Genomic DNA, 22,052 nt, shown 5'->3' on the forward strand with positions numbered 1-22,052 from the left:
CCAATAATGAGGGTCGCAGATTATACGTCATTAATTGGTATTAACAAAGCTTAAGTAGCGTATCATCCACCAAATTTGCTTTTCCGCCAACGATGTACTGTTCATCAATCGCATTTATCAAGCTTTGGCCTTGTAACTGCTGTGCTTTATTTAAAGGCACATATGGCAGCCTGAATACGGGACTAACAGCACCAGTCATAATTAGCGCCGTGTTTATCGCGATTGGATTTGGCTCACAGAAAAGCCAGTTGATCATTGGTGCAAGCTCTTTATTAAGCGTATCATTGCGTTCATCCATCAACTGCCTGAACAGTTTCGGCACAAGGTTTGATGTAACCGAAATAACACCATGTGACTGACAGAAGTGACGACCATCATGTGCTTCATCATCATTTCCAGACCAACATGCAATTCCCTGGGCTTCGTAATGCGCAATTCTCTCGTTGCCGGCGCATTCCTTAACACCGATGAAATGCTTATGTTTTGATAATGGTTCAATAATTTCAGGGGTTAAATCCTGTCCCGTTCGACCCGGTACGTTGTATACAAACGCAGGGCCAATCTCTAATACGCGTGTGAAGTGTTCAATCACCCCTTTATCAGAAGTGCGACCGTAATAAGGGTTAATTTGAAGTGCAGCATCCATACCTGATGCAAACCCATACTCCGTTGCTTTAATTGCTTCGCGTGTGTTATTGCTTCCTGTATTACCCACAATAATCAAGCGCTCAGAAAATTGGCTAACGCTGTGCGCGATGAGCATTAAGTGCTCTTCCCAGTTCATTAATTGGCCTTCGCCAGTTGTGCCACCAACAATGATACCGTCGACACCCGCCTCAATTTGAGCTTCAACTAATGCATCATAAGCATTTAAGTCTATCTCTCCATTCATTTTATAAGGCGTTTTAATGGCTGTAATTAAGCTGGCTTTTTTTATAGTTTGTATACTTCGCATGCAAATTCTAACTGATTGTGAATATACGATATGTTGTAACACAATTGGCTCTATATGCCGAGTGTAAAAAGAAAGATTTACAAATTTTCTTGCTTAACGGTGAGAATTAATACAAAATCAAAACACTGTACATTCATCCAGTATGCACTATGCGACTTTCTGACTACTTGAAAACGAACTTTTACGACACACAAGAACTGTGTAGTTTGCTTAAAATTGACTTACCTCAGTTGCAATTATGGCAAGACAATAGCTTGTTCCCCAATGCCAGTTACAATATTGAAAATCAAATTAAGTGCAGTTCATATCTTGGCCTATATGAATGCCTAGAAATCACCGACTACTACCCTCGCGGCCTGATAGAATGGGGTCTAACAATTATTAAACACGACGTGACGCAGTCTAGCCATGCTTATGAATTGTTCCAACAAAAGTATGTTGCGACACTTCAGTCGTGTGCGCAAAAAGGCATCATTTCTCAAGATGATAAATTTTCTGACGATTTATCAGAGCACATCCAACAGGTTTGGCAGCAGTTCCTTTGCAGCAAATATGGGGTCATTAGCCAAAATGGGCGGGTTGAAGAAGTGGTATATATTGACCTCGGCCGAGCGATTGTTGATTCAATAACAGAGGATAAAACAAGCCATTCTATTCCGTTAGCGCAAAGGAGCCCGTTACATGATGCAATTAAATTGCTAAATCGCGCTTTAAGCCACCACGCAGAGCACGAGCGTAGTGCATCATTGCGTGATAAATACATTGATAGCGTAATGCAGAAATATGATTTGTCTATTGGTTAAAAATACCGCGGGTTTGAAAATCGCCGCTTGACAAAAGGCTGAGCACTAAATGTAAAAGCCATTGTTAAAAATGGCTTTTACATTTTAATAATGGCGACGCATGTTTACATTAAAATACTGCCTAGTTGGTATTCTCATAATGAGCACGAATAATTTCAAAACCTTTAAGTACTAATTGTTGGTCTTCGCATAAATTGTCATACCAATCATCAAATTTTTGATCATCGTCTTGTTCGCTCAACACTAAATAATGAGCAAGTAGTTCTACAATGTCACTGTGATCGCAAGTCAACCCATTAAGTTGCTGGGCTAAAGATGAATGATCCTTATTTTGCAATTCCGCAATGACACCATTGTCTAATTGTTGTGCTTGTTCAGTCACGGCGTTATCCTCTTTCTCGATCTCGCTTCTAGTTATAACAGCCTGATATTGAAGATCCAGTAACAATTTACTTATTAGTACAATCAGTAATCAAAATCGTCAAAAAAAATAATTATTAGAATTAATTGAAAACTATTCTCAAATAGAATAATATTTGTGACGTTATCACATTTCATAAGGTTTTAATTTAATATGAAAGCAAATATCCACCCGGATTACCAAGCAGTTGCGTTTCATGACACTGCAGTAGACAAATACTTCATCGTTGGCTCAACTATCAAATCTGACAGAACTGTTGAGATTGACGGTAAAGAATACCCTTACGTTCCAATCGATGTATCTAGCGCTTCACACCCGTTTTACACTGGTAAGCAGAAGATCGTTGCTAGCGATGGTCGCGTTGCTAAGTTCAACCGCCGCTTCAAGAATATTGCTTCAACATCGAAGTAATATCTCAAGCAACGCTTTGACATCGGCTAGGTTACTAGGCGATGTCAAGACGAGGCCAGTCGCCTAAAATTTATAACATAAGTAAAGGAGCATAAATTGAAAGTTTTAAGTTCATTAAAAAGCGCAAAGAGTAGACCAGGATGCCAAGTTGTTAAGCGCCGTGGCAAAGTTTACGTGATTTGTAAAACTAACCCTAGATTCAAAGCAGTTCAGGGTAACAAAAAGAAAAAACGTTAATTTAGAGTCTCTGAATTAACAATGAGCACTTTGAAAACAAAGTGCTTCTGCTCTCTTCTCTCCTTTTTTATTTCACCTATTACTTATTAAATCTATACAAAATTTTAGTCGAAAAAAAAGCGGCTAATGCCGCTTTAAAAGTTGATTTTAGCGTTTACGCCTTCTTAATAATGCCAGCGGTAAGCTCAACAATGTCAAGAAACCAAATGAGCCTGCGTCACCATCATTGTCATCATCATCATTACCTCTCACATCAATTAAGTTGACTGTTACTTCGGTATACTCAGACATATTCCCGCGAGTATCCTCAGCCCTGACGCCAAACTTAATGACACTTTGGAATTCAAAGTCAAGATTTCCCTGAACCACAATATCCCCATTATCCTCTACAACAAATGGCGCGTTACCAATTACAAAGAACTCCTTCACTGGTGATGTTTCAGGGTCTGGATCTGAATATTCAAGACGTCCAACAATGGTACCTAACGCGGCGTTTTCCCTTATTTCGAACACTTGACCAGCCGGAATCACAGGGTCACGATCACTGCCTGTATCATTTGGATCGTCAATGACGGTTACTTTAACTTTCGTGTACTCAGATTCGTTGCCTTTATCGTCAATCGCTTTTACAGCAAATTCGAAATACGTATTTGTTTCAAAATCGATATCACCTGATACAGTGACGCCGCCACTTGTATTGACTTCAAACGGGACATTACCTAACACTTCAAATGACACAATAGAGGCTTCATCGGCATGGTCAAACTCTATTGTTCCTATCACAGTCCCTATTTCTGAATTTTCCATGACTTCGAACATCTGGCCTTCATCGATTACCGGATCAGAAATATCGTCGTCTGCGCTATCGTTTGTTACAGATACTTCAACCTCTGTATACTCCGATGTATTGCCTAATGTATCAACCGCTCGCACAAAGAAACTATATTCATTTTGAATCTCATAATCCAAGGATTCAGTTACAAAGATCTCACCAGTTTCATCTATCATGAATGGTACTTCGTCTAAAATCATAAAGCGTTCAACTGGCGACACCTCTGGGTCAGGATCACTAAACGCGAGCATACCTAATGAAGTGTTCTCGTCATTATTTTCCTGCAATTCGAATGACTGACCTTCTTCAATCATTGGTGCGCGTTTAGGCGCCTCAACAATATCCAAATTAAAGAACTGCATAACTTCCAGTTCACCATCGCTGACCACTAGTGTCATCTGCTGACTGAACGTTTCAAAAGGTCTTCCCGAGAGAACACCGTCAATAAATGACATGCCTGGCACCGAAGGCTCTAGTGAAATCATTAAATTATCACTGTCGACATCTTCAATATGGTCTTTGAAGTCTACCTCAACCAATTCATCTATATACAATGTCATATCATCTACAGGTTCAATCACTGGTGCATCATTAACCGCTTTTACCTTGATACTGACCGTATGCTGATTTTCTTCACCGTCGTTATTTGGAACTGACTCCGTCATCATACCTTTAAATGTAAAGGCATCATCACCATAAAAATCATCATTGGGCTTGTAGCTGACGTTCGCGAAATCAGCTTGTTGTACTTGGTCCCCAACTTCAAGTACTTCGTCGGCAGACATCAAGGCTCCCCCGGTAGGCGTATCGACAATTTCTACTGAATCATAAGGCTGGCCAAATTCATTGACTAATACATCACTCAACATAAGCGACATATCTTCTTGTGTTTCTAAGGTTCTATCAGACTCATTTTTTATCGCAACCTTATAAGTACTGCGACCGTGCGTAAACGCAAACAGTTCGGAATCCTTAATAATCAATTTGGCAATATTGGTATTCGCTAAACCTGAACCATCTGCCATCCAATTCATTCCGCCATCAATCGATACAAAAACGCCCAAGTCAGTACCGACAAATAGCCGTTGTGTATTCGTTGGGTCCACAGCAATTGTCATCGCAGGTACATTGGGTAAGCCATTATCCATTGCTTGCCAATTTTGGCCACCATCAGTTGTCTTCCACACATGCGTGACATCAAAGTTGGAAAGCGTTGCGTAAATGACCTGATTGTCCTTGGGGTCAAATGCGATTGAGCTGACAGTTGCGCCACCTTCAAGCGTTGCTTCTACCCATTGAGTTTGTGTATCAGCTTGATCCGCATTGTAAGTGACATAAATTGTGCCACCATTGGTGCCTGCTGCCACAGCACTATCTGTATTGGGTGCTATGCCTATCGCATAAACTGAACCGTTAAGCACGCCAGATGCAGCCGACCAGCTTTCTGCCTGATTATCTGTGCGCCATAATTGACTTCCACCTATCCATAATACTTGTGGGTTTGATGGTGCCATTTCAAATCGTGTAATGAATGGGAATCCATTATCACCGGAGATACCCACTGTAGCGCTGCTGAAGCTCTGTCCACCATCTGTTGACTTTTGAATAGACAAGCCCGTATTTTCAGCGAACATAACATCAGGATTTGTTGGATCAATTGCAGTCCATCCACCATCACCACCGAGTATTTCTATCCAACCATTGAATCCGCCATCTTGACCGGACAATGTCCCGTTATCTTGTGTACCACCAAAATAACTTTCCCCATCAGGTTTGACTGTTCCATGATAGAATTGTGTTACCGCATACCCATTATTAAGTGTTGACCAACTTACTCGTTGCGCAGGATCTGCAGCAGTATTTCCGCACACTTCATTGAGCGTTAAGCGACCTGACAGCGCATTATCAGTTCTCTGTATCCCCCCATCGTTCCCCACAAACATCGTTGTATTCGTTGTGCCATTGTAATCTGGATGGAATACAATCTCATGTTGGTCTGCGTGAGCATACTGCGGGTTAGTCGGATCAAACCACCAAACGCTTGTCGGCACAAATGACTGTCCGCCATCGTCTGAACGAAATACATCAATACCCCCAGTCCAAACAACATCTGGGTTAATCGGATCCACCGCGATAATGTTATCGTACCAGCCTTGGTTAAAGAACTGAGCCGTGCCACCAAAGCACTGATCAAACAGCCCGAAAACCGTATTACTTAACAGTAATTTCGTGAAAGAGTCGGCAGTATCTTGCGTGACGGTCGTGTTCCAAGTCGCCCCCATATCAGTCGACTTATAAACAGCATCCATTGCGTGAGAATTTCTGTTTGCCGCCAACGCATAAATGATATTATTGTCGGAAGGCGCTACCGCAATCGTTGTACGCCCTTGTGTGGCATCGGCAATAACTGGCGTCCAAGTTGCACCTGCATCTGTGCTTCGATGAACGCCACCCGCATTAAATGACCCGCAAGCGGTCAATAGGACATCGACACTTGATTCACTCAGTACGCTCAAATCAGTACACCCAACCGAAGCGCCCTCAGGTACAAATACAGTACTCCAAGTAGACCCACTGTCCATAGACTTCTGAACACCTGTTCGTGTTGCTGCGTACAGTATATTGGCGTCATTTTTACTGAAAGCGATTTTGTTAACATACTGAAAATCACCATTACTTGCAGTGCTTGAAATTTGCTCCCAAGTCATGCCTGCATCTGATGATTTAAAGATTCCGTCCCCTCGCAGCGCATCAAAATTAAAAAAGCCCTCGCCTGTACCCGCATAAATAATATCGGCGTTATTAGGATCGAATGTCAGAGTTGTTACCGCGAGGTTTGTCGCAAGGTCACTTAAGGGCTGCCAAGAAGCACCTGCATCGGTTGTTTTCCAAACGCCACCAGCTACGCCAGCTGTGTACATCACGTCGTGATTTGTTGGATGAATAATCAATGTTCTTGTACGCCCACCGATGTTCCCGGGACCAAGCTCTTGCCAATCACCAAGTTCTTGATTCTGACCGTCTGGTGCATTCAATTGGGGCTGATAGTCAAATAGTACTGAACTCTGTGCAATTGAGTAATGTGGCATACTCTTTATCTGTGCCAACGCCGCTGAATATTTTTCTGTAGGCAAACTGGTCGCACCAAGGGGCAGTCTTTGTTGCACATAAAACTCATGTGCTTCTTTTGGTTTGTCATATCTTTTTGGCGCCTGCGATTTACTTGCAGCTTTCTTTGCAAGAAAATCAGCTTTCATTTCATAGGGGGTTTCTTGCGCCCGATTTTCATAGGCTAAATAGGCAGCACCGCCAAGAGCTACCGCCACAGCGAGACTTACTGGGTGGAGAAGTGTCATTCGTTTTATCCCTTTTTTTCGTAACAATTTTCTGTCCTATCGAGTCATTACGATCAACGGCAAATATAACAACCTGTGCAAACCGCAGATTTCAAAAACAACTATTTACAAGTATCAAAACTAATTGAATCTTCACACGAACACATTTAACATCTTTCATATATTGATAGGTATCCGAGCAAAGTGTAGTAACAAATACCAATTAATCCACGGTAAAAATAATGTTTATGGAGATATATGATTGAATTAATGGGATTAGCGGCTACAACAAGCCATGTTGAAGTAATTGAGGTATACGCAGGAAAAAACCTCCTAAAAGAAGCCGTTTTTACAGATAATACCGTGGAGTCCCAGCCCCCAAATTCATTCAGTAGTCCAAATAACACTATTGCTGATCATCTAGAAGCGTTTCCAGGTCTGAACAAAACGGGGCAAGGTGGCTTGTTTCAAAGTTACAGTATCCGAGGTTTAGGTGGTTGGCGAATTAGAACTAATGTTGATGGTATACCTATCATAACAGACAGAAGAGCAGGTAACTCAGCGTCTTTTTTGCCCGCAGGGCTCGTCTCTTTGTATGACGTTAACAAAGGTTCAAACTCCCTACTTCATGGCTCAGGTGCCATGGGTGGCGTTTTGAATATCTCCACAATAAAACCAGAACAGCCCCTATTTACATTGGCACATCAAATGCCTGCGGATGCAACCAGTTTAACTGTTGGATATGGCACTCTGTCTAACTCTATCGCGACAAGCGTCCGCCATTCACAAAACGAAAAATCGGCGTCAGGACAACCATTACATGCTCAATACACACAGTTTGCTGCAGCGCTATATCAACAAGGTCACCTTTTCGAGCGATTTGATTACAACATCAGCTGGATCCCTTCAATGGGCAGTGACATTGGCAAGAGCAGTAATCAATACCCCGATTATCAAGTAGCGGTTTACCCTGAAGATAATCATAGCTTACTTCAAGCCACACTCCATACAGATCGCTGGTTGTTTAAAGCCTTTCATCACTACCAAAATTGGGATAGCCTAGTCGAAAGAATTAATAAAAGAGAAAACCTCACACGCTATCAGTCACATACTTATGGCTCAAACTTATACAGTAGTGCGCATGGCCAATTGGCATCTTGGCGTTTTGGAATAGATTGGGTATCACGAAATGGTATTAAAATATCAGACCGCGAGACTTCGACAGATAACCTCGTTACAGAACAAGCTTTAATTGATGGACATACGATTAATTTGGCGCCTTATGTTAGTACAGCTATAAAGCTAAATGATATGACCGTCAATCTTGGGGTCAGATATGACTATTTCAAAGCCCAAAATACCAATATGAGTCGTTCTGATAACCACATTTCATACCAAGCGTCTGCCGAACGACAAAGGGAAAACCAGCTGCTAAAAGTGTCCTACAGTACAGCTTTTAGATTTCCATCCATGACCGAGCTGTATTTTAACGGCGTGACACCACGGGGAGATACCTTTGGCAATCCTTCTCTAAATCCAGAAACAAGTAACACCTTTGAATTCAACTACATTTATTCACACCAGACTTTTTCAGGACGCTTCAATCTTTACCAAAGTAAGCTCGAAAACTTTATTGAACGCACAAAACTACCTAGTGGTGACCGAACATATAATAACTTACAACATGTCGATTTAAACGGCTTTGAGTTGGCCTTCGACTTTACGCCGTTTACAGGGCATAGTCTGTCGTGGAATGTAGCCAAGCAATCGGCAAAGCAAAATAACGGTCACTATGTACAAGGCATTGCGCCGATCAAAGCAAATATAAAACATCGTTTTACTTGGCGGGAAGTAGAGCTCTCTACTGAAATCACACATCGGTTTAGAAAAACTGAAACGGGTTCTGGCGAGCAGCCATTACCAAGTGCCACAATGATCAATACTTATGCTAAATGGCAATTTGATAGACATTGGGTTGGTACAATCAAGGTCAGTAACCTGCTAAACAAGGCATTTCTAACAACCGCAGATGAAGATGCTCCTGAAATACCACAGCGTCAAATATCATTTCAACTTGACTGGCGAAACTAACGACCAAAAAGCAGTTCCCAAACTCCCGGAGGTTCATGAAGTTTATGGTATTCGACACGTAACGCCTCTATCTCCTTGAGCTTCTCTTTTGCTGCAATGAGCGTATTCTCACTGGACAAAGCCGCAGCTTGTTTGGCGAGTGCAATTGTTAGGTTCAAACCTTTAATTGATTTTTTGGCCTGATCACGTCCAAACCGTTGATGTTTTGCAAGCTCCACGAGCGAAATAAATTCATCGATATGATGTTGCATTTCATTTGCTGATTGAGATTTGATAGCAAGCTTGTATTCATGACCCATTTTCTTCATGATCTGGTTCAAATCTTGTGTTTCAGCATAAACTAAACCAGACATCAAAAATGCGACAATAAGTATAAACTTCATAAGATCCCCCAAGCAGATTGCGCTAGTATATAGAATTATGAACACTGCACAAGACTCGGTTATGTAAAGGGCGTTTGCATGTTGAAAATTAATATTTTGTTTTACTTCGTTTTATCCACAATGATTACTTTGTCATTGTTTACCACCAGCTTTGGCGCTCACGCATCGCAACCTTTAAAGGTCACGTTCATTAACCCTGGGTTTGACAGCGATAATCCAACTGGAAACTTTTGGTTTAACGTGTCAAATATTATGAATGCCGTTGCCCAAGACACCAACATTGAACTCACAACCTTGTTTGCTCAGCGAAACCATATATTAATGAAGCAACTCACCCGACAAGCTTTAGAGTCGGACGCTGACTATCTGATACTCGTGGATGAGAAACGTGTTATTACAGAGGTGCTGTTAACCTCTGAAAAAACACACCCAAACATTTTATTCTTATTAAATAGCCCAAATAAACTCGCATTGGAAAGGCTAGCTGCAAAAGGGTTCGGGGTTAAAGCCGCCATCTTGCCAGACAATTATCAAGCAGGTAGCTTACTGGCAAGAGAACTAGTGCAAAAAGCAAGTAACACACCGCCAAAAACACAAAATCACACCATGTTGGCATTTTTGGGTGATATCGCGACCAATGCGGCCACAGAAAGAGAACAAGGGCTATTAAGTTTCACAAATAGGATGTCAAATATAACTTTGGTTGAAAAAGTAGATGCACAATGGTCCAAACAACGCGCCTTAGAGCTATCAAGAGGTTTGCTTAGACGCTATAGAAACCTTGATATGATTTGGTGTGCCAATGACGCGATCGCATTTGGTGTAAGCCAAGCTGCAGTTGAACTTGGGATAAGAGATAAACTACAAATTGGGGGAATAAACTGGGACAACGAGCATGAATCTAAACTCGATGTTTCAATCGGTGGACATGTTTTACTGGGCGGTTATTTACTGATTGAGCTCAAAAAATACCAACTTGGATTGGTGAAGTATATTGGCACACAAAAGATTGCAATTTTTAGGCCGTATAAATCAGAATTTGCTCCCATCTACAAAGCTATTCATGAAGATAGACTGCATCAAGTTGACTTTTCTCAATTCGTCAACGATGAAAAAGATTACAATATAATGACGATTAACAGTGAATTAAATTTCTAACCTTTTAGACTCTATAAATCTAAAAAACAATCCACCGAACAATAAATAACCAAATATTTAATCTAAATTAAACTTATGTTATAAATACATTAATCAACGCTTTGAATTGAATGAATTTCACGCAGTTGACAGCCGACCAAATACCTGTTTTAGTTAAATTGGTTAACAACATGTAACTAGGACAAACAAAATGAAACACAACTTTCTAACAAGCACTAAATGTACTTTACTTGCCCTTGGCGTTGCGTCTGCGCTTGGTACTGCCACAGCACACGCGTCTAATACAGAGCGTATGATTGTCACTCTGAAAAGCGAATCAATCGCCAATACATTGCCAGTTGCAATGTCAAACGCTGAGGTGTCCGAGTTTAAAGCTCAGTCACTTTCGTTATTCGCAAATGATTTAAACACAACTGCAATTAAAACCTTACCAAGCATAAACGCAGTTGTAATGGAAGTAACGCCTGAGCAGCTCGCTGAGCTTGAGAAAAACGGTAATGTTCAAACGGTAGAAGTGGATCCGAAACGTTACGTTCCAGAAATCATTGAAGCAGGCATCTCTCCACTGGCTGAATCTACACCCTACGGTATCAATATGGTTCAAGCGAAGCTTGTAAGTGATGCAGCCGCAGCAAACCGCAAAGTATGTATCATGGATACAGGTTATCATCGTGCACACGAAGATCTTGTGAGCTCAGGTGTAACAGGCGACGATGGTTATGGTTCTAATGACACAGGCCTTTGGTACAACGACGGTAATGGTCACGGTACGCATGTTGCGGGCACAATTGCGGCACTTGGCGGAAATGGAACAGGTGTTGTAGGTGTTAACCCATCAGGTAATCTAGGTCTACATATCGTAAAAGTATTCAATGATTCTGGTCGTTGGGCTTATGGTTCTGACCTAATCGAAGCAATTAATCAATGTGAAGCAGCGGGTTCACACATTACCAGTATGAGTCTAGGTGGTAGTGGCAGTTCAACTGCGGAACGAAATGCTTTTGATCAAAGCTATCAGCGCGGTATGCTCCACATCGCAGCAGCAGGTAATGGCGGAAACAGTGCGCTTAGCTACCCAGCATCATACAACAACGTTGTTTCAGTAGCCGCTGTAGATAGCTCTGAAAACAAAGCATCATTCTCGCAATATAACAGCCAAGTTGAAATTGCAGGTCCTGGTGTAGGCGTTAACTCTACTTGGAATAACGGTGGTTACAGAAGCATCAGTGGTACGTCTATGGCAACACCGCATGTATCAGGTGTGGCAGCGCTTGTATGGAGTAACTTCCCGAATTGTTCAAACGCAGATATCCGTGCAGCACTAAACGCGACGGCAAAAGACAAAGGTGCCGCAGGTCGCGACACATCTTATGGCTATGGTATCGTTCAAGCAAAAGCAGCTTATGATTACCTAGCACAAGGCTGTGGTGGTGGTGACCCAGTTCCAGTTGCAAACTTCAGCTACACAACGGATGGTTTGAAAGCAACATTCTCTAACTCTTCAACAGTGGGTACTTACAACTGGACATTTGGTGACGGTAACTCAAGTACTCAGGGTTCACCTACTCACACTTATGCGCAGGCAGGCACATACGATGTAACGCTAAAAGTGACTAATTCTGCAGGTGACTTTGACAGCATCGTTAAGCAAGTAACCGTTGATGATGTAGTGACTCCTCCAGGATGTTCTGGTCTATCGGCTTGGAGTGCTTCAACATTCTACCGCATTGGAGATAAAGTATCTTACAACGGGTATGAGTACCACTCAATCTGGTGGTCACGAGGCGCTCGTCCAGATGTATTCTCAAACGTGTGGAGAAAAGTAGCTAAGTGTAACTAATCAAATAGAGAAGATAACACTGGTTATTAAAATAACCCCAACGCAGGTCCACTGTGTTGGGGTTAGTTTTTCTCTGAATATATACACGCCGATAAGACCTGCGCCAATGATCCCAATAGCCCGCTTTAACGCTTCCAAAATACCTGGCTGAACTTCTAATAAGGCGACAAACTGAAACGTGACGGCAAGAGAAAAACAAACTGCCGCGCCAATCCAAAAGCGCGTAAACTTCATTGCTTTCATCAAATCTAATTTGGGTCTAAATAATAAGCCATTAAAAGCGAGCACAACAAAAGTGATATACATGATATGAAACTCAATACTGCTTGCTTGTAGCGCCTGTTTATCAAATACAATACAGCACCCCCAACATATGGCAGTGATGAAAATATAAGTACTCCCCTGCTCGAGAAAAGTAAATCTGCCCCCTTGTAATATAAAAGAAGCACTTACTAAGATAGCTATCGCCCCAACCTCTATCATACTCAGTGATTCCCCCAACCAAAACCAAGCAAAAATGCCCGATATCACAGGCGTTAAGCAAAGCATGGGTAACATCACTGCAACTTTGCCTACTGCTAAGGCACGGATAAAGCAAACACTGCCGATCCCAGCAAGTAACCCGCTCACCGTCGCCGGGAAAAAATAGTATGAGTCTGGAATGGTTTTATCAGCATAGAACCAGTAAATCATGTAACACGGTAACACCAGTGCACTAAAAACCACCGACATCAAAGGAGCTGAAAAATCTGCGGACAAGCGTTTGCGCGTGTAGTCAAACCCAACCCAAAATAACGCACTTAAAAGAGCATACACCATCAGCTATTGCACCTTATAAAAACAGGGGTAATTTTTTCGATTGGTATTTCATATAGTGATTGATTTTTTTATGGTCAGGTTTCCAGCCCACTAAAAAACGATGAAAGTCAGCCCATATCAAAGGCCATAAAGGGCGCCATTCACGCTCCACATCCTGCGAAGATAATTGAACATGGCACTTAGCCATACAATTTGCTAACGCCATAAAATAGATATCCAACAGCTTATCACTAAGCGCCTCTAGCTCGTTACACTCAAGCACTGACGTGAGCAATAACATCACGTCTGACAATCCAATTCCAACACCAACATGCTGAAAATCGTAACCAATTACCGCTTTATTATTGAAAGCAAAATTAGCTAACTTCGCGTCGCCATGTATCAACGTTTTAAATGTCGTAGCAGTTAAGATTTGGTCAATTTTTTGCGCATGCTGTTTAAGTGGGCCACCTGGCATTTTTTTAAATTCGTCGGGTCGGGTTTTAAAGTGCCAATAATTTCCCTCTCCAAACTCAGCCAACAAGCTGTGACTTGTAGACTGCTCTAACCAAATAGCGTGAAATCCAGCTAACCATGTCAATATCGCGACTATGTCTTCAAAACTGGCAGAAGCTTTATTCTCAAAACCTAGTGTACGAAAGTCAGCCAATATAGTGACGAAAGTTCCCTGCTCTTTATGCAGTTCATATACTTTTGGCACGGTGCAAAGAGGATTGAGCACTCCGCTGTACTGTTTGTAAAACAGTTGCTCTTTCTCATAACTGCGCACCTTACGTTTCAATGAGAAACTAGATTGCTCTATAACGCGATGTTTAAGATCATTTGGCACACTGCTAATCTTTGCGACGTAGCAATGAGAATTGACAACAAATCTCTCTAACGTACCACACCCGTTCCAGAGATTTACTCGGTCTTGACTGCGATTGGCTAACTCAAGAAATTCTTTATAAAGAGAGGACTGCATAATGAATAAACGTAAACCCTTTTTACGCAGTCTATATGAAACACCCGCTTATAGATATAAGCGGGTGTCAAAGAGGGTTATTGATTTACTGCAGATTTTAAGCGTTCATCCGATTTTTCATCCACGATTAAGTTTAAATCAAAATCAAACTCATCTACTCGTATTGCTTTTTCACGTTTACGGTTGTAGTCGACCAGCTTAATGTACTCTTGCTCGTTTATGATGTTTGCAACAAATGCGTTGTTTAACGTTTCATCGAATGAAACGCCCGCTCTAATCTCACGACGCTTAAGCGCTTTTTTCACTTTACTTAGCGACTCCAAGCACACCATCTTAGCTTTGTAAGCTTGTTCGTTAATATCATGCCCATCACCTTGTGTTGGCTTCACAAGATGAGTCAACTGCTGCTTAAATGTGGTATCCATTTGTGCTGCCTTTGCTAACTCGCGGATCATATCATCGCTGATTTTTGGCATACGATAGCTAAAGTTAACGGTAGCAATACGCATAAAGCGGCGAGCAGCTTTACTTGGGAAGTTGTCCAAAAACTTATGCAGTGCTTCCTCAGCTTGGCCAAGCGCATAGCGCGTCGCGTAGTGGAAGTAAGGCGCAGCTTGAGCACGCTCACTGTCAGAAACTTTTTGTTCATAATAGCGTATCGACGCCATAGCCGCGTAAACAAAGCTCATAACATCACCTAACCGTGCAGATAGGAGCTCTGCCTGCTTGAGTTTTCCGCCCAATACTAGCAGTGAAAAATCAGCGTATACAGCAAGTTTCGCAGATAACTGCTGAGCTGCTTTTTCGTATTCTACAACTTCCGGTAACTTTGATTTACCAGAGGCCAAAAATGGGAATGCACCAAGTTTAAATGCTCTAAACCCATTACCGACACTGTATCCTATGGTCTTTCGTAGGATTTTATTAAACTCTTTGTCAGCCGATGGAGACTCACTGTGAATAGACTCAACCATGCTTTGTAGATATGGGTGACAACGCATCACACCTTGACCAAAGATCATCAGGTTTCTAGTTAGAATATTTGCCCCTTCAACCGTAATTGCAATAGGTTGCGCTACATAGCCACTCGCTAACGTATTTTGTGGTCCATTTTGAATCGCTTTACCCGCCAAGATATCCATCGCTGAGTCTAAAACATCTCTGCCAAGTTCAGTCATATGATATTTCGCGATAGCTGTCACAACTGACGGCTTAAGACCCATACCTAGGCCCTCGGTCGTAAGTACTCTCATTGACTCTTGTAGGTATGCTTTACCTGCAATGTCAGCTAGCTTTTCTTGAATGCCTTCAAACTGTCCTATCGCAAGACCAAACTGCTCACGTACAGCGGCATATTCTGAAGCTGATTTAAGTGCAACTTGGCTGGTCGATACACCTAGCGCAGGCAGTGAAATCCCCCTACCCGCACCTAAACAACTCACGAGCATTTGCCATCCTCGGCCAATGTTCTTCTGCCCACCAATGATAAAGTCCATCGGAATGAACACCTTATTTCCGCGTGTCGTGCCGTTGTAAAAACGGATCCCCATCGGATCGTGACGGTTTCCTAGCTCAACACCCGGGTGAGACTTTGGTATCAAAGCACATGTAATACCTAGAGACTCTTTCCCACCAAGTAGACCTTTAGGATCGAATACTTTAAATGCTAAGCCCAAAACCGTAGCAATCGGTGCCAAAGTGATATATCGCTTGTCCCACGTGACTTCTAGACCAAGCACTTCTTTACCTTCGAACATGCCTTTTGTCACGATGCCTTGGTCTGGGATACCACCGGCGTCGGATCCTGCTTCAGGGCTCGTTAAAGCAAAACAAGGAATATCACGACCATTCGCGAGCCTTGGGAGGTAATGAGCCTGCTGCTCAGCTGTTCCGTAGTGCAACAATAGTTCGCCAGGACCCAGAGAGTTTGGAACCATAACGGTTACAGCCACAGCGGACGATTTTGTCGCAATAGTACCAACAATGGTTGAGTTTGCGTATGGACTAAACTCCAACCCGCCATATTGCTTTGGAATGATTAGTGAAAAGAATTTCTCTTTTTTCAAAAACTCTAAAATATGTTCTGGCAAATGCTTAGAATTTTGTATGTGGTTCTCGTCGATCATCGACATCAACGTCTTTACCGGCCCATCTAAAAACGCTTGCTCATCTGCCGACAACGTCGCCTCTGACACCGCTCTCAATGCGCCAAAATCTGGCTTTCCTTGATAGATAGAGCCTTCAAGCCAAACATCCCCTGCGTCTAACGCTTCTTGTTCTGTGATTGAAATGCTTGGCAAAATTTTTCTTAGCTGTGTTCTTAAACTCATAATAAACTCATCCGACCAGATAGATATACCTACATTACGGCATAAAAAAAGAATTAGATCAATTGCTCCAATGAAAAAATTAACGATATTTTTACTGATTTTGTGTAAGCACATGGAAAAGTTGCTAAGTATTAATAGCTTACACGTGTACGCTGAAATAATTTATTTTGGAAACTTTTCGTTTGAAAAACCCTGAATTTAGACGCTTTGGGCTAAAATTTAGCGAGTGTCGCTTTTGTGATGTGGATGAGTGTCTCTGGACAAATCGATATCTCTAACCCTCTGCGTCCGCCACTCACATAAATATTTTGGTAGTTTTTCGCCGTTTCGTGAAGCACAACTGGTATGTGTTTCTTATGAGCGAAAGGGCTAATGCCACCTAGCAGGTAACCTGTGGCTGCTTGCGCTCTTTTTGTGTCGGCCATCTGAGCTTTTTTGCCAGAAATCGACTTAGCAAAACACTTTAAGTCAACTTGTTGACTCGCTGGTGTTATTCCGATGTAAAGCTCGCCGTCGACATCAATCACCAGTGTTTTAAACACTTGCTGCTCTTCTAAGGTAAGTTTCAACGCCGCTTCTTGGGCATAATTTGTTGTGTTAGGATCGTGTTTGAACTTTAACACTTCAAATTTCACTTTGCGTTTTTTTAGTAAATTTATGGCTGGAGTCATAGCATCTCCTTGATAAAATGGACACAAATGAGCACGATGAAACTTGCCACTGTGGTTACTTCATCGGCGCGCCGACCATTTGTCGAATAACACATTTTCTAATCAAAAAATAAACCTCAGTTTATACTAAATTATGCTCGACAATATAGGATTGTCTACTAAAGTAGTATATACCGGCAAACGCTTATTGAAGCCGCTACACATCTGGGCTTGAGGCAAGTTGCGTTCCTGCTTCAAAAGCATCGTAAGCCGAGCGAGAAAGGTAACATGAGTGTTCAAGTTGTAAAAGCAGTAAGCATGACAACGTGTGCATGTTTATTGGTGGTTTTTTTAAGTAACGAGTACAACTTCTGGCTTGACCGATTAGCATGTAATGAGAAGTGTGAAGTCTTAGGGTGTCACTCAGGAACACTGATTTCAGGAGAAGACCGATCGGACCTACTGTGCCGATGCAACGACGATATGGATTATCTCGTAATATTAGACTGAGAGGTAAAACGGCGCCATTGGCGCCGTTTTGATATATTTTTTATTTGGTAAGGTCATCAAAGAACTTTTTAACACCATCAAAAAAACCTTGAGCTTTAGGGCGATTCTTACTCGTGTCGCCACTCATGCTCTCTTCAAACTCACGTAGCAGCTCTCTCTGACGCTCATTAAGGTTAACAGGTGTCTCAATCACAACCTTACAAATCAAGTCACCCACAGAGCCACTGCGAACTGATTTAACCCCTTTGCCACGCATGCGGAACATCTTGCCAGTCTGGCTTTCTGAAGGAATTTTCAGATTTGCTCTGCCATCAAGTGTAGGCACTTCAATTTCACCCCCTAGTGCAGCGGTGGTGTAACTGATGGGTACTTCACAGTACAAGTTGTTACCATCTCGAACAAAGATTGGGTGTTCACGCACACTAACCTGAACGTATAAGTCACCTGCAGGTGCACCGTGCATACCCGCTTCACCCTCACCAGACAGCCTAATACGATCTCCCGTATCAACGCCCGCAGGGATCTTAACTGAAAGTGTCTTCGTCTTTTCAACTCGGCCCTGGCCATGGCATTTATTACATGGATCAGAGATAACTTGCCCTGTACCTTGGCACGTTGGACATGTTTGCTGAACAGCAAAGAAACCTTGACGCATTTGTACTTGACCTGCGCCGTGACACGTTGTACACGTCTTAGGCTTAGAGCCAGCTTTAGCACCTGAACCATCGCAAGGTTCACAGCTAACCCATGTAGGTACTTTAATTTCGACATCTTTGCCTTTTACTGCTTCTTCAAGCGAAAGGTCTAGGCTGTATCTAAGATCAGCGCCGCGCTGCTGTCTCGATTGACGACGGCCACCGCCACCACCACCACCAAAAATATCACCGAATACGTCCCCGAAAATGTCGCCAAAGTCGGCTCCACCACCGAATCCGCCATGGCCTCCACCACCGTTTTGTTCAAACGCTGCATGGCCGTATTGATCATACATCTGGCGCTTTTGACTATCCGTTAGGATTTCGTAAGCTTCTTTTACTTCTTTGAATTTAGCTTCTAATGTTTCATCACCCGCGGTACGATCCGGATGATATTTCATTGCAAGGCGCTTATAAGCCTTTTTAATATCACGTTCACTGGCGTCTTTAGATACGCCTAATACTTCGTAATAATCACGTTTTGACATAGTTATCACACAACTCTTACAAGACAACTCTCAAGGGTTAAAACCCGATATATTGAGCCAAATTTTAAAAACACGAAGGGCGCGTCTGACGAAACCGCCGCGCGCCCTTAACAGTCAACAATTACTTGTTGTCTTTAACTTCTTCAAATTCAGCGTCAACTACATCGTCGTCTGCTTTAGCTGAACCTGATTGAGCACCAGCCTCAGGACCTGCTTGCTGTGCTTGCGCATTAGCTTGTGCAATTTCCATTAGCTTTTGAGACTTTTCAGCAAGTGCTTGAGTCTTAGCATCGATTTCTTCTTTGCTATCACCCTTAATAGCAGCTTCAAGCTCTGTTAGAGCACCTTCAATTGCTGATTTGTCTTCAGCTGGAAGTGCTTCGCCTGCTTCTTCTACTTGCTTACGAGTCGCATGTACAAGTGCGTCAGCTTGGTTACGCGCACCAACTAGCTCTTCAAACTTTTTATCTTCTTCAGCATTTGCTTCTGCATCACGTACCATTTTTTCAACTTCATCGTCGCTTAAACCAGAAGAAGCTTGGATAGTGATTTTTTGCTCTTTACCAGTATCTTTGTCTTTTGCAGATACATGTAAAATACCGTCAGCATCGACATCGAATGTTACTTCGATTTGCGGTGCACCACGTTGTGCAGGACGGATACCTTCAAGGTTGAATTGACCAAGAGACTTGTTATCAGTTGAGCGTTTACGCTCACCTTGAAGAACATGAATCGTTACTGCAGATTGATTATCTTCCGCTGTTGAGAATACCTGTGACTTCTTAGTTGGAATAGTCGTGTTTTTCTCGATAAGCGCAGTCATCACCTGTCCCATAGTCTCAATACCTAGAGAAAGTGGGATTACGTCTAGAAGTAGTACATCTTTAACGTCACCAGATAGTACACCACCTTGAACTGCCGCACCCAGTGCAACCGCTTCGTCTGGGTTTACATCTTTACGTGCTTCTTTGCCGAAGAACTCTGCTACCTTAGTTTGTACTAATGGCATACGCGTTTGACCACCAACAAGGATGATGTCATTTACATCGCTCACTGATAAATCAGCATCAGCAAGTGCACGCTTCAACGGTTCGATTGACTGGTTTACAAGATCTTCAACAAGTGATTCTAACTTAGCACGTGTAAGTTTAACATTCATGTGCTTAGGACCAGTTGCATCAGCAGTTACGTAAGGAAGGTTAACTTCTGTTTGCTGTGCTGATGACAGTTCAATCTTCGCTGTTTCAGCAGCTTCTTTAACACGTTGCATCGCAAGTGGGTCAACCTTAAGGTCAATACCCTGCTCTTTTTTGAACTCTTCAACTAAGTAGTTGATAACACGGTTATCAAAGTCTTCACCACCTAGGTGAGTATCACCGTTAGTCGCTAGTACCTCAAATGTGTGCTCGCCATCAACTTCATCGATCTCGATGATTGAGATATCAAAAGTACCACCACCAAGGTCATAAACCGCAACAACATTATCGCCTTGTTTCTTATCCATGCCGTAAGCAAGTGCAGCAGCTGTTGGCTCATTGATAATACGTTTAACGTCAAGACCCGCAATACGACCAGCATCTTTAGTTGCTTGACGTTGTGAATCATTGAAATATGCTGGTACTGTGATTACAGCCTCTGTTACTTCCTCACCAAGGAAGTCTTCAGCTGTCTTTTTCATCTTTTTAAGTACTTCAGCAGAAATTTGTGGTGCAGCGCGTTTTTCACCGCGTACTTCAACCCATGCATCACCATTGTCAGCTTTAACAATGTTGAACGGCATGATGCTGATATCTCGTTGTACTTCTTCGTCTTCGAAACGGCGACCGATAAGTCGCTTAATTGCATAAAGCGTATTTGTAGGGTTTGTAACCGCTTGACGCTTAGCCGGTTGACCTACTAGTGTTTCGCCTTCTTCTGTAAATGCAATAATCGACGGGGTAGTACGATCGCCTTCAGCGTTTTCAATTACGCGCGTGTTCTCACCATCTAATACTGCTACACAAGAGTTAGTAGTACCTAAATCGATTCCAATAATTTTACCCATGTGAATCTTCTCCGACCTCAAAAAATTCGTTGTTCTGTTAGTTGAATTGATAGATAAGGGCGGCAATCTCTAATTCAACCTTAAAGTCGAAAAAAATTTCATTTTTTTTCAATTTTTTTTATTTTTAGGATGAACAGAGCAAAAAGCAGACAAAATAACTGTATTTATTTGGTTAGAGTTTATATTCTAATTCGATAAATCTTCATATTTGGAAAAACAATGGATTTTGATTCTCTTATTTCTTCCCAACAATTACAGGAAAACCCGTGTCAACTCACAGTACCTGAGACATGGAGCCAGGGCAGAACCGTGTTTGGTGGGCTCAGTGCTGCATTGATGATGAAACATATGTACCTTCATATAAATGATAGTGAACGTAATATGCTCTCCTTTAGCTGCAACTTTGTAGCGCCGTTACTCGCACAGACTCCCTTTCATATTTCTACAAAAACGCTTCGTAGCGGTAAAAGTGTCACACAAGTTGAAACTACTATCACGCAAAATGATTCGGTGTGTTTAGTTTCTTTAGGTTGTTTCGGTGTTCACAGAAACTCCAAAATCAATGTTGCAACGATTGATACGCCGCAAAAGCTGAGTTCTGAAATCAATAACAAGCAAACTTTGAAGTATGTCGAAGGGCTGTTTCCAGCTTTTATTCAAAACATCGACCTAAATTTACAACATGGCGCAATGCCATTCAGTGGCGCTAACTGTACAGAAATCCATGGCTGGATGCGGTTTAAACAGCATAGTAAAAACACATTAAACGAATTACATGTGCTAGCGTTGGCCGATGCATGGCCTCCCACGTTGCTGCAATTGTGCGACGCCCCTTCTCCGGCAAGTACCGTATCTTGGTATATTGAGTTTATTCAGCCACTCGCTTTAAAAGGCAGCCAATGGCTTGGATATCAGGTCTTAACACATCAAGCAAATGGAGGTTATGGCACAGAAGACGCTAAAATCTTCTCGCAATCTGGTGAATTACTCGCATTGAGTAGACAGACCGTTGCGGTGTTTGATAGTTGATATTCTTTTGATGGTCACTCACAATAGAAGACATCGTTTCTTGCATTTATACTTTGT

17 protein-coding genes are annotated in these 22,052 nt (G+C 42.2%); 7 read left to right on the forward strand and 10 right to left on the reverse strand.

Features of this window, described 5'->3' with window-relative positions; translation table 11 throughout:
* Positions 1-40 precede the first annotated feature (40 nt).
* Complete coding sequence (dapA, locus tag L1286_RS01055; RefSeq protein ID WP_235405049.1) at positions 41-955, reverse strand: 4-hydroxy-tetrahydrodipicolinate synthase; 915 nt, start codon at positions 953-955, stop codon at positions 41-43.
* Between the two features lie 149 nt (positions 956-1,104).
* On the opposite strand from dapA, the gene L1286_RS01060 reads away from it, so the two are divergent.
* Positions 1,105-1,758, forward strand: coding sequence for a DUF6058 family natural product biosynthesis protein (locus L1286_RS01060; RefSeq protein ID WP_235405051.1), 654 nt, complete (start codon positions 1,105-1,107; stop codon positions 1,756-1,758).
* A gap of 121 nt (positions 1,759-1,879) precedes the next feature.
* Here the strand turns inward: L1286_RS01060 and L1286_RS01065 are convergent, their stop codons facing one another.
* Positions 1,880-2,140 (reverse strand): hypothetical protein, encoded by a 261-nt coding sequence (locus L1286_RS01065; RefSeq protein WP_235405053.1) that lies wholly within the window; start codon positions 2,138-2,140, stop codon positions 1,880-1,882.
* Between the two features lie 192 nt (positions 2,141-2,332).
* On the opposite strand from L1286_RS01065, the gene L1286_RS01070 reads away from it, so the two are divergent.
* Together L1286_RS01070 and ykgO are read left to right on the forward strand one after the other, a co-directional pair.
* The gene (locus L1286_RS01070; RefSeq protein WP_063375393.1) at positions 2,333-2,590 is read left to right on the forward strand and encodes a type B 50S ribosomal protein L31; all 258 of its coding nucleotides are present in this window, start codon (positions 2,333-2,335) and stop codon (positions 2,588-2,590) included.
* Positions 2,591-2,686: 96 nt separating this feature from the next.
* Positions 2,687-2,827, forward strand: a complete 141-nt coding sequence (ykgO, locus tag L1286_RS01075; RefSeq protein ID WP_063365231.1) for a type B 50S ribosomal protein L36 — start codon at positions 2,687-2,689, stop codon at positions 2,825-2,827.
* Positions 2,828-2,974: 147 nt separating this feature from the next.
* Here the strand turns inward: ykgO and L1286_RS01080 are convergent, their stop codons facing one another.
* On the reverse strand, positions 2,975-7,015 hold the full coding sequence (locus L1286_RS01080; RefSeq protein WP_235405056.1) for a rhombosortase-dependent cadherin domain-containing protein: 4,041 nt from the start codon (positions 7,013-7,015) through the stop codon (positions 2,975-2,977).
* 237 nt (positions 7,016-7,252) lie between these two features.
* Between L1286_RS01080 and L1286_RS01085 the strand changes: the two genes are divergently transcribed.
* Entirely contained in the window at positions 7,253-9,085 is a 1,833-nt protein-coding gene (locus tag L1286_RS01085) for a TonB-dependent receptor (protein ID WP_235405058.1), read from the forward strand.
* On the opposite strand, the gene L1286_RS01090 is transcribed toward L1286_RS01085, so the two are convergent.
* Complete coding sequence (locus L1286_RS01090) at positions 9,082-9,468, reverse strand: cytochrome b562 (RefSeq protein WP_235405060.1); 387 nt, start codon at positions 9,466-9,468, stop codon at positions 9,082-9,084. The genes L1286_RS01085 and L1286_RS01090 overlap by 4 nt on opposite strands.
* Before the next feature lie 78 nt (positions 9,469-9,546).
* On the opposite strand from L1286_RS01090, the gene L1286_RS01095 reads away from it, so the two are divergent.
* Together L1286_RS01095 and L1286_RS01100 are read left to right on the forward strand one after the other, a co-directional pair.
* Positions 9,547-10,626 (forward strand): ABC transporter substrate-binding protein, encoded by a 1,080-nt coding sequence (locus tag L1286_RS01095; RefSeq protein WP_235405062.1) that lies wholly within the window; start codon positions 9,547-9,549, stop codon positions 10,624-10,626.
* A 190-nt stretch (positions 10,627-10,816) separates the two neighbouring features.
* Positions 10,817-12,466: a S8 family serine peptidase gene (locus L1286_RS01100; protein ID WP_235405064.1), complete on the forward strand. Its 1,650-nt coding sequence runs from the start codon at positions 10,817-10,819 to the stop codon at positions 12,464-12,466.
* Here L1286_RS01100 and L1286_RS01105 read toward each other — a convergent pair whose 3' ends face one another.
* From L1286_RS01105 to dnaK, 6 genes are all read right to left on the reverse strand, one after another.
* Positions 12,467-13,285 (reverse strand): EamA family transporter, encoded by an 819-nt coding sequence (locus L1286_RS01105; protein WP_235405066.1) that lies wholly within the window; start codon positions 13,283-13,285, stop codon positions 12,467-12,469. It lies immediately after the preceding gene.
* 13 nt (positions 13,286-13,298) lie between these two features.
* Positions 13,299-14,249 (reverse strand): aminoglycoside phosphotransferase family protein, encoded by a 951-nt coding sequence (locus tag L1286_RS01110; protein WP_235405068.1) that lies wholly within the window; start codon positions 14,247-14,249, stop codon positions 13,299-13,301.
* 77 nt (positions 14,250-14,326) lie between these two features.
* On the reverse strand, positions 14,327-16,579 hold the full coding sequence (locus L1286_RS01115) for an acyl-CoA dehydrogenase (RefSeq protein ID WP_235405070.1): 2,253 nt from the start codon (positions 16,577-16,579) through the stop codon (positions 14,327-14,329).
* Between the two features lie 212 nt (positions 16,580-16,791).
* The gene (ybaK, locus tag L1286_RS01120; protein ID WP_235405071.1) at positions 16,792-17,250 is read right to left on the reverse strand and encodes a Cys-tRNA(Pro) deacylase; all 459 of its coding nucleotides are present in this window, start codon (positions 17,248-17,250) and stop codon (positions 16,792-16,794) included.
* Between the two features lie 529 nt (positions 17,251-17,779).
* Positions 17,780-18,922, reverse strand: a complete 1,143-nt coding sequence (gene dnaJ / locus L1286_RS01125; RefSeq protein ID WP_235405073.1) for a molecular chaperone DnaJ — start codon at positions 18,920-18,922, stop codon at positions 17,780-17,782.
* A gap of 121 nt (positions 18,923-19,043) precedes the next feature.
* A complete protein-coding gene (gene dnaK / locus L1286_RS01130) occupies positions 19,044-20,966 on the reverse strand; it encodes a molecular chaperone DnaK (RefSeq protein ID WP_235405074.1) in 1,923 nt (640 codons plus the stop codon).
* A 219-nt stretch (positions 20,967-21,185) separates the two neighbouring features.
* Between dnaK and L1286_RS01135 the strand changes: the two genes are divergently transcribed.
* The gene (locus L1286_RS01135) at positions 21,186-21,995 is read left to right on the forward strand and encodes an acyl-CoA thioesterase (RefSeq protein WP_235405076.1); all 810 of its coding nucleotides are present in this window, start codon (positions 21,186-21,188) and stop codon (positions 21,993-21,995) included.
* Positions 21,996-22,052: the final 57 nt, after the last annotated feature.

The organism is Pseudoalteromonas sp. SMS1 (genome assembly GCF_021530565.1).
In the GTDB taxonomy this organism is placed as follows: Bacteria; Pseudomonadota; Gammaproteobacteria; order Enterobacterales; family Alteromonadaceae; genus Pseudoalteromonas.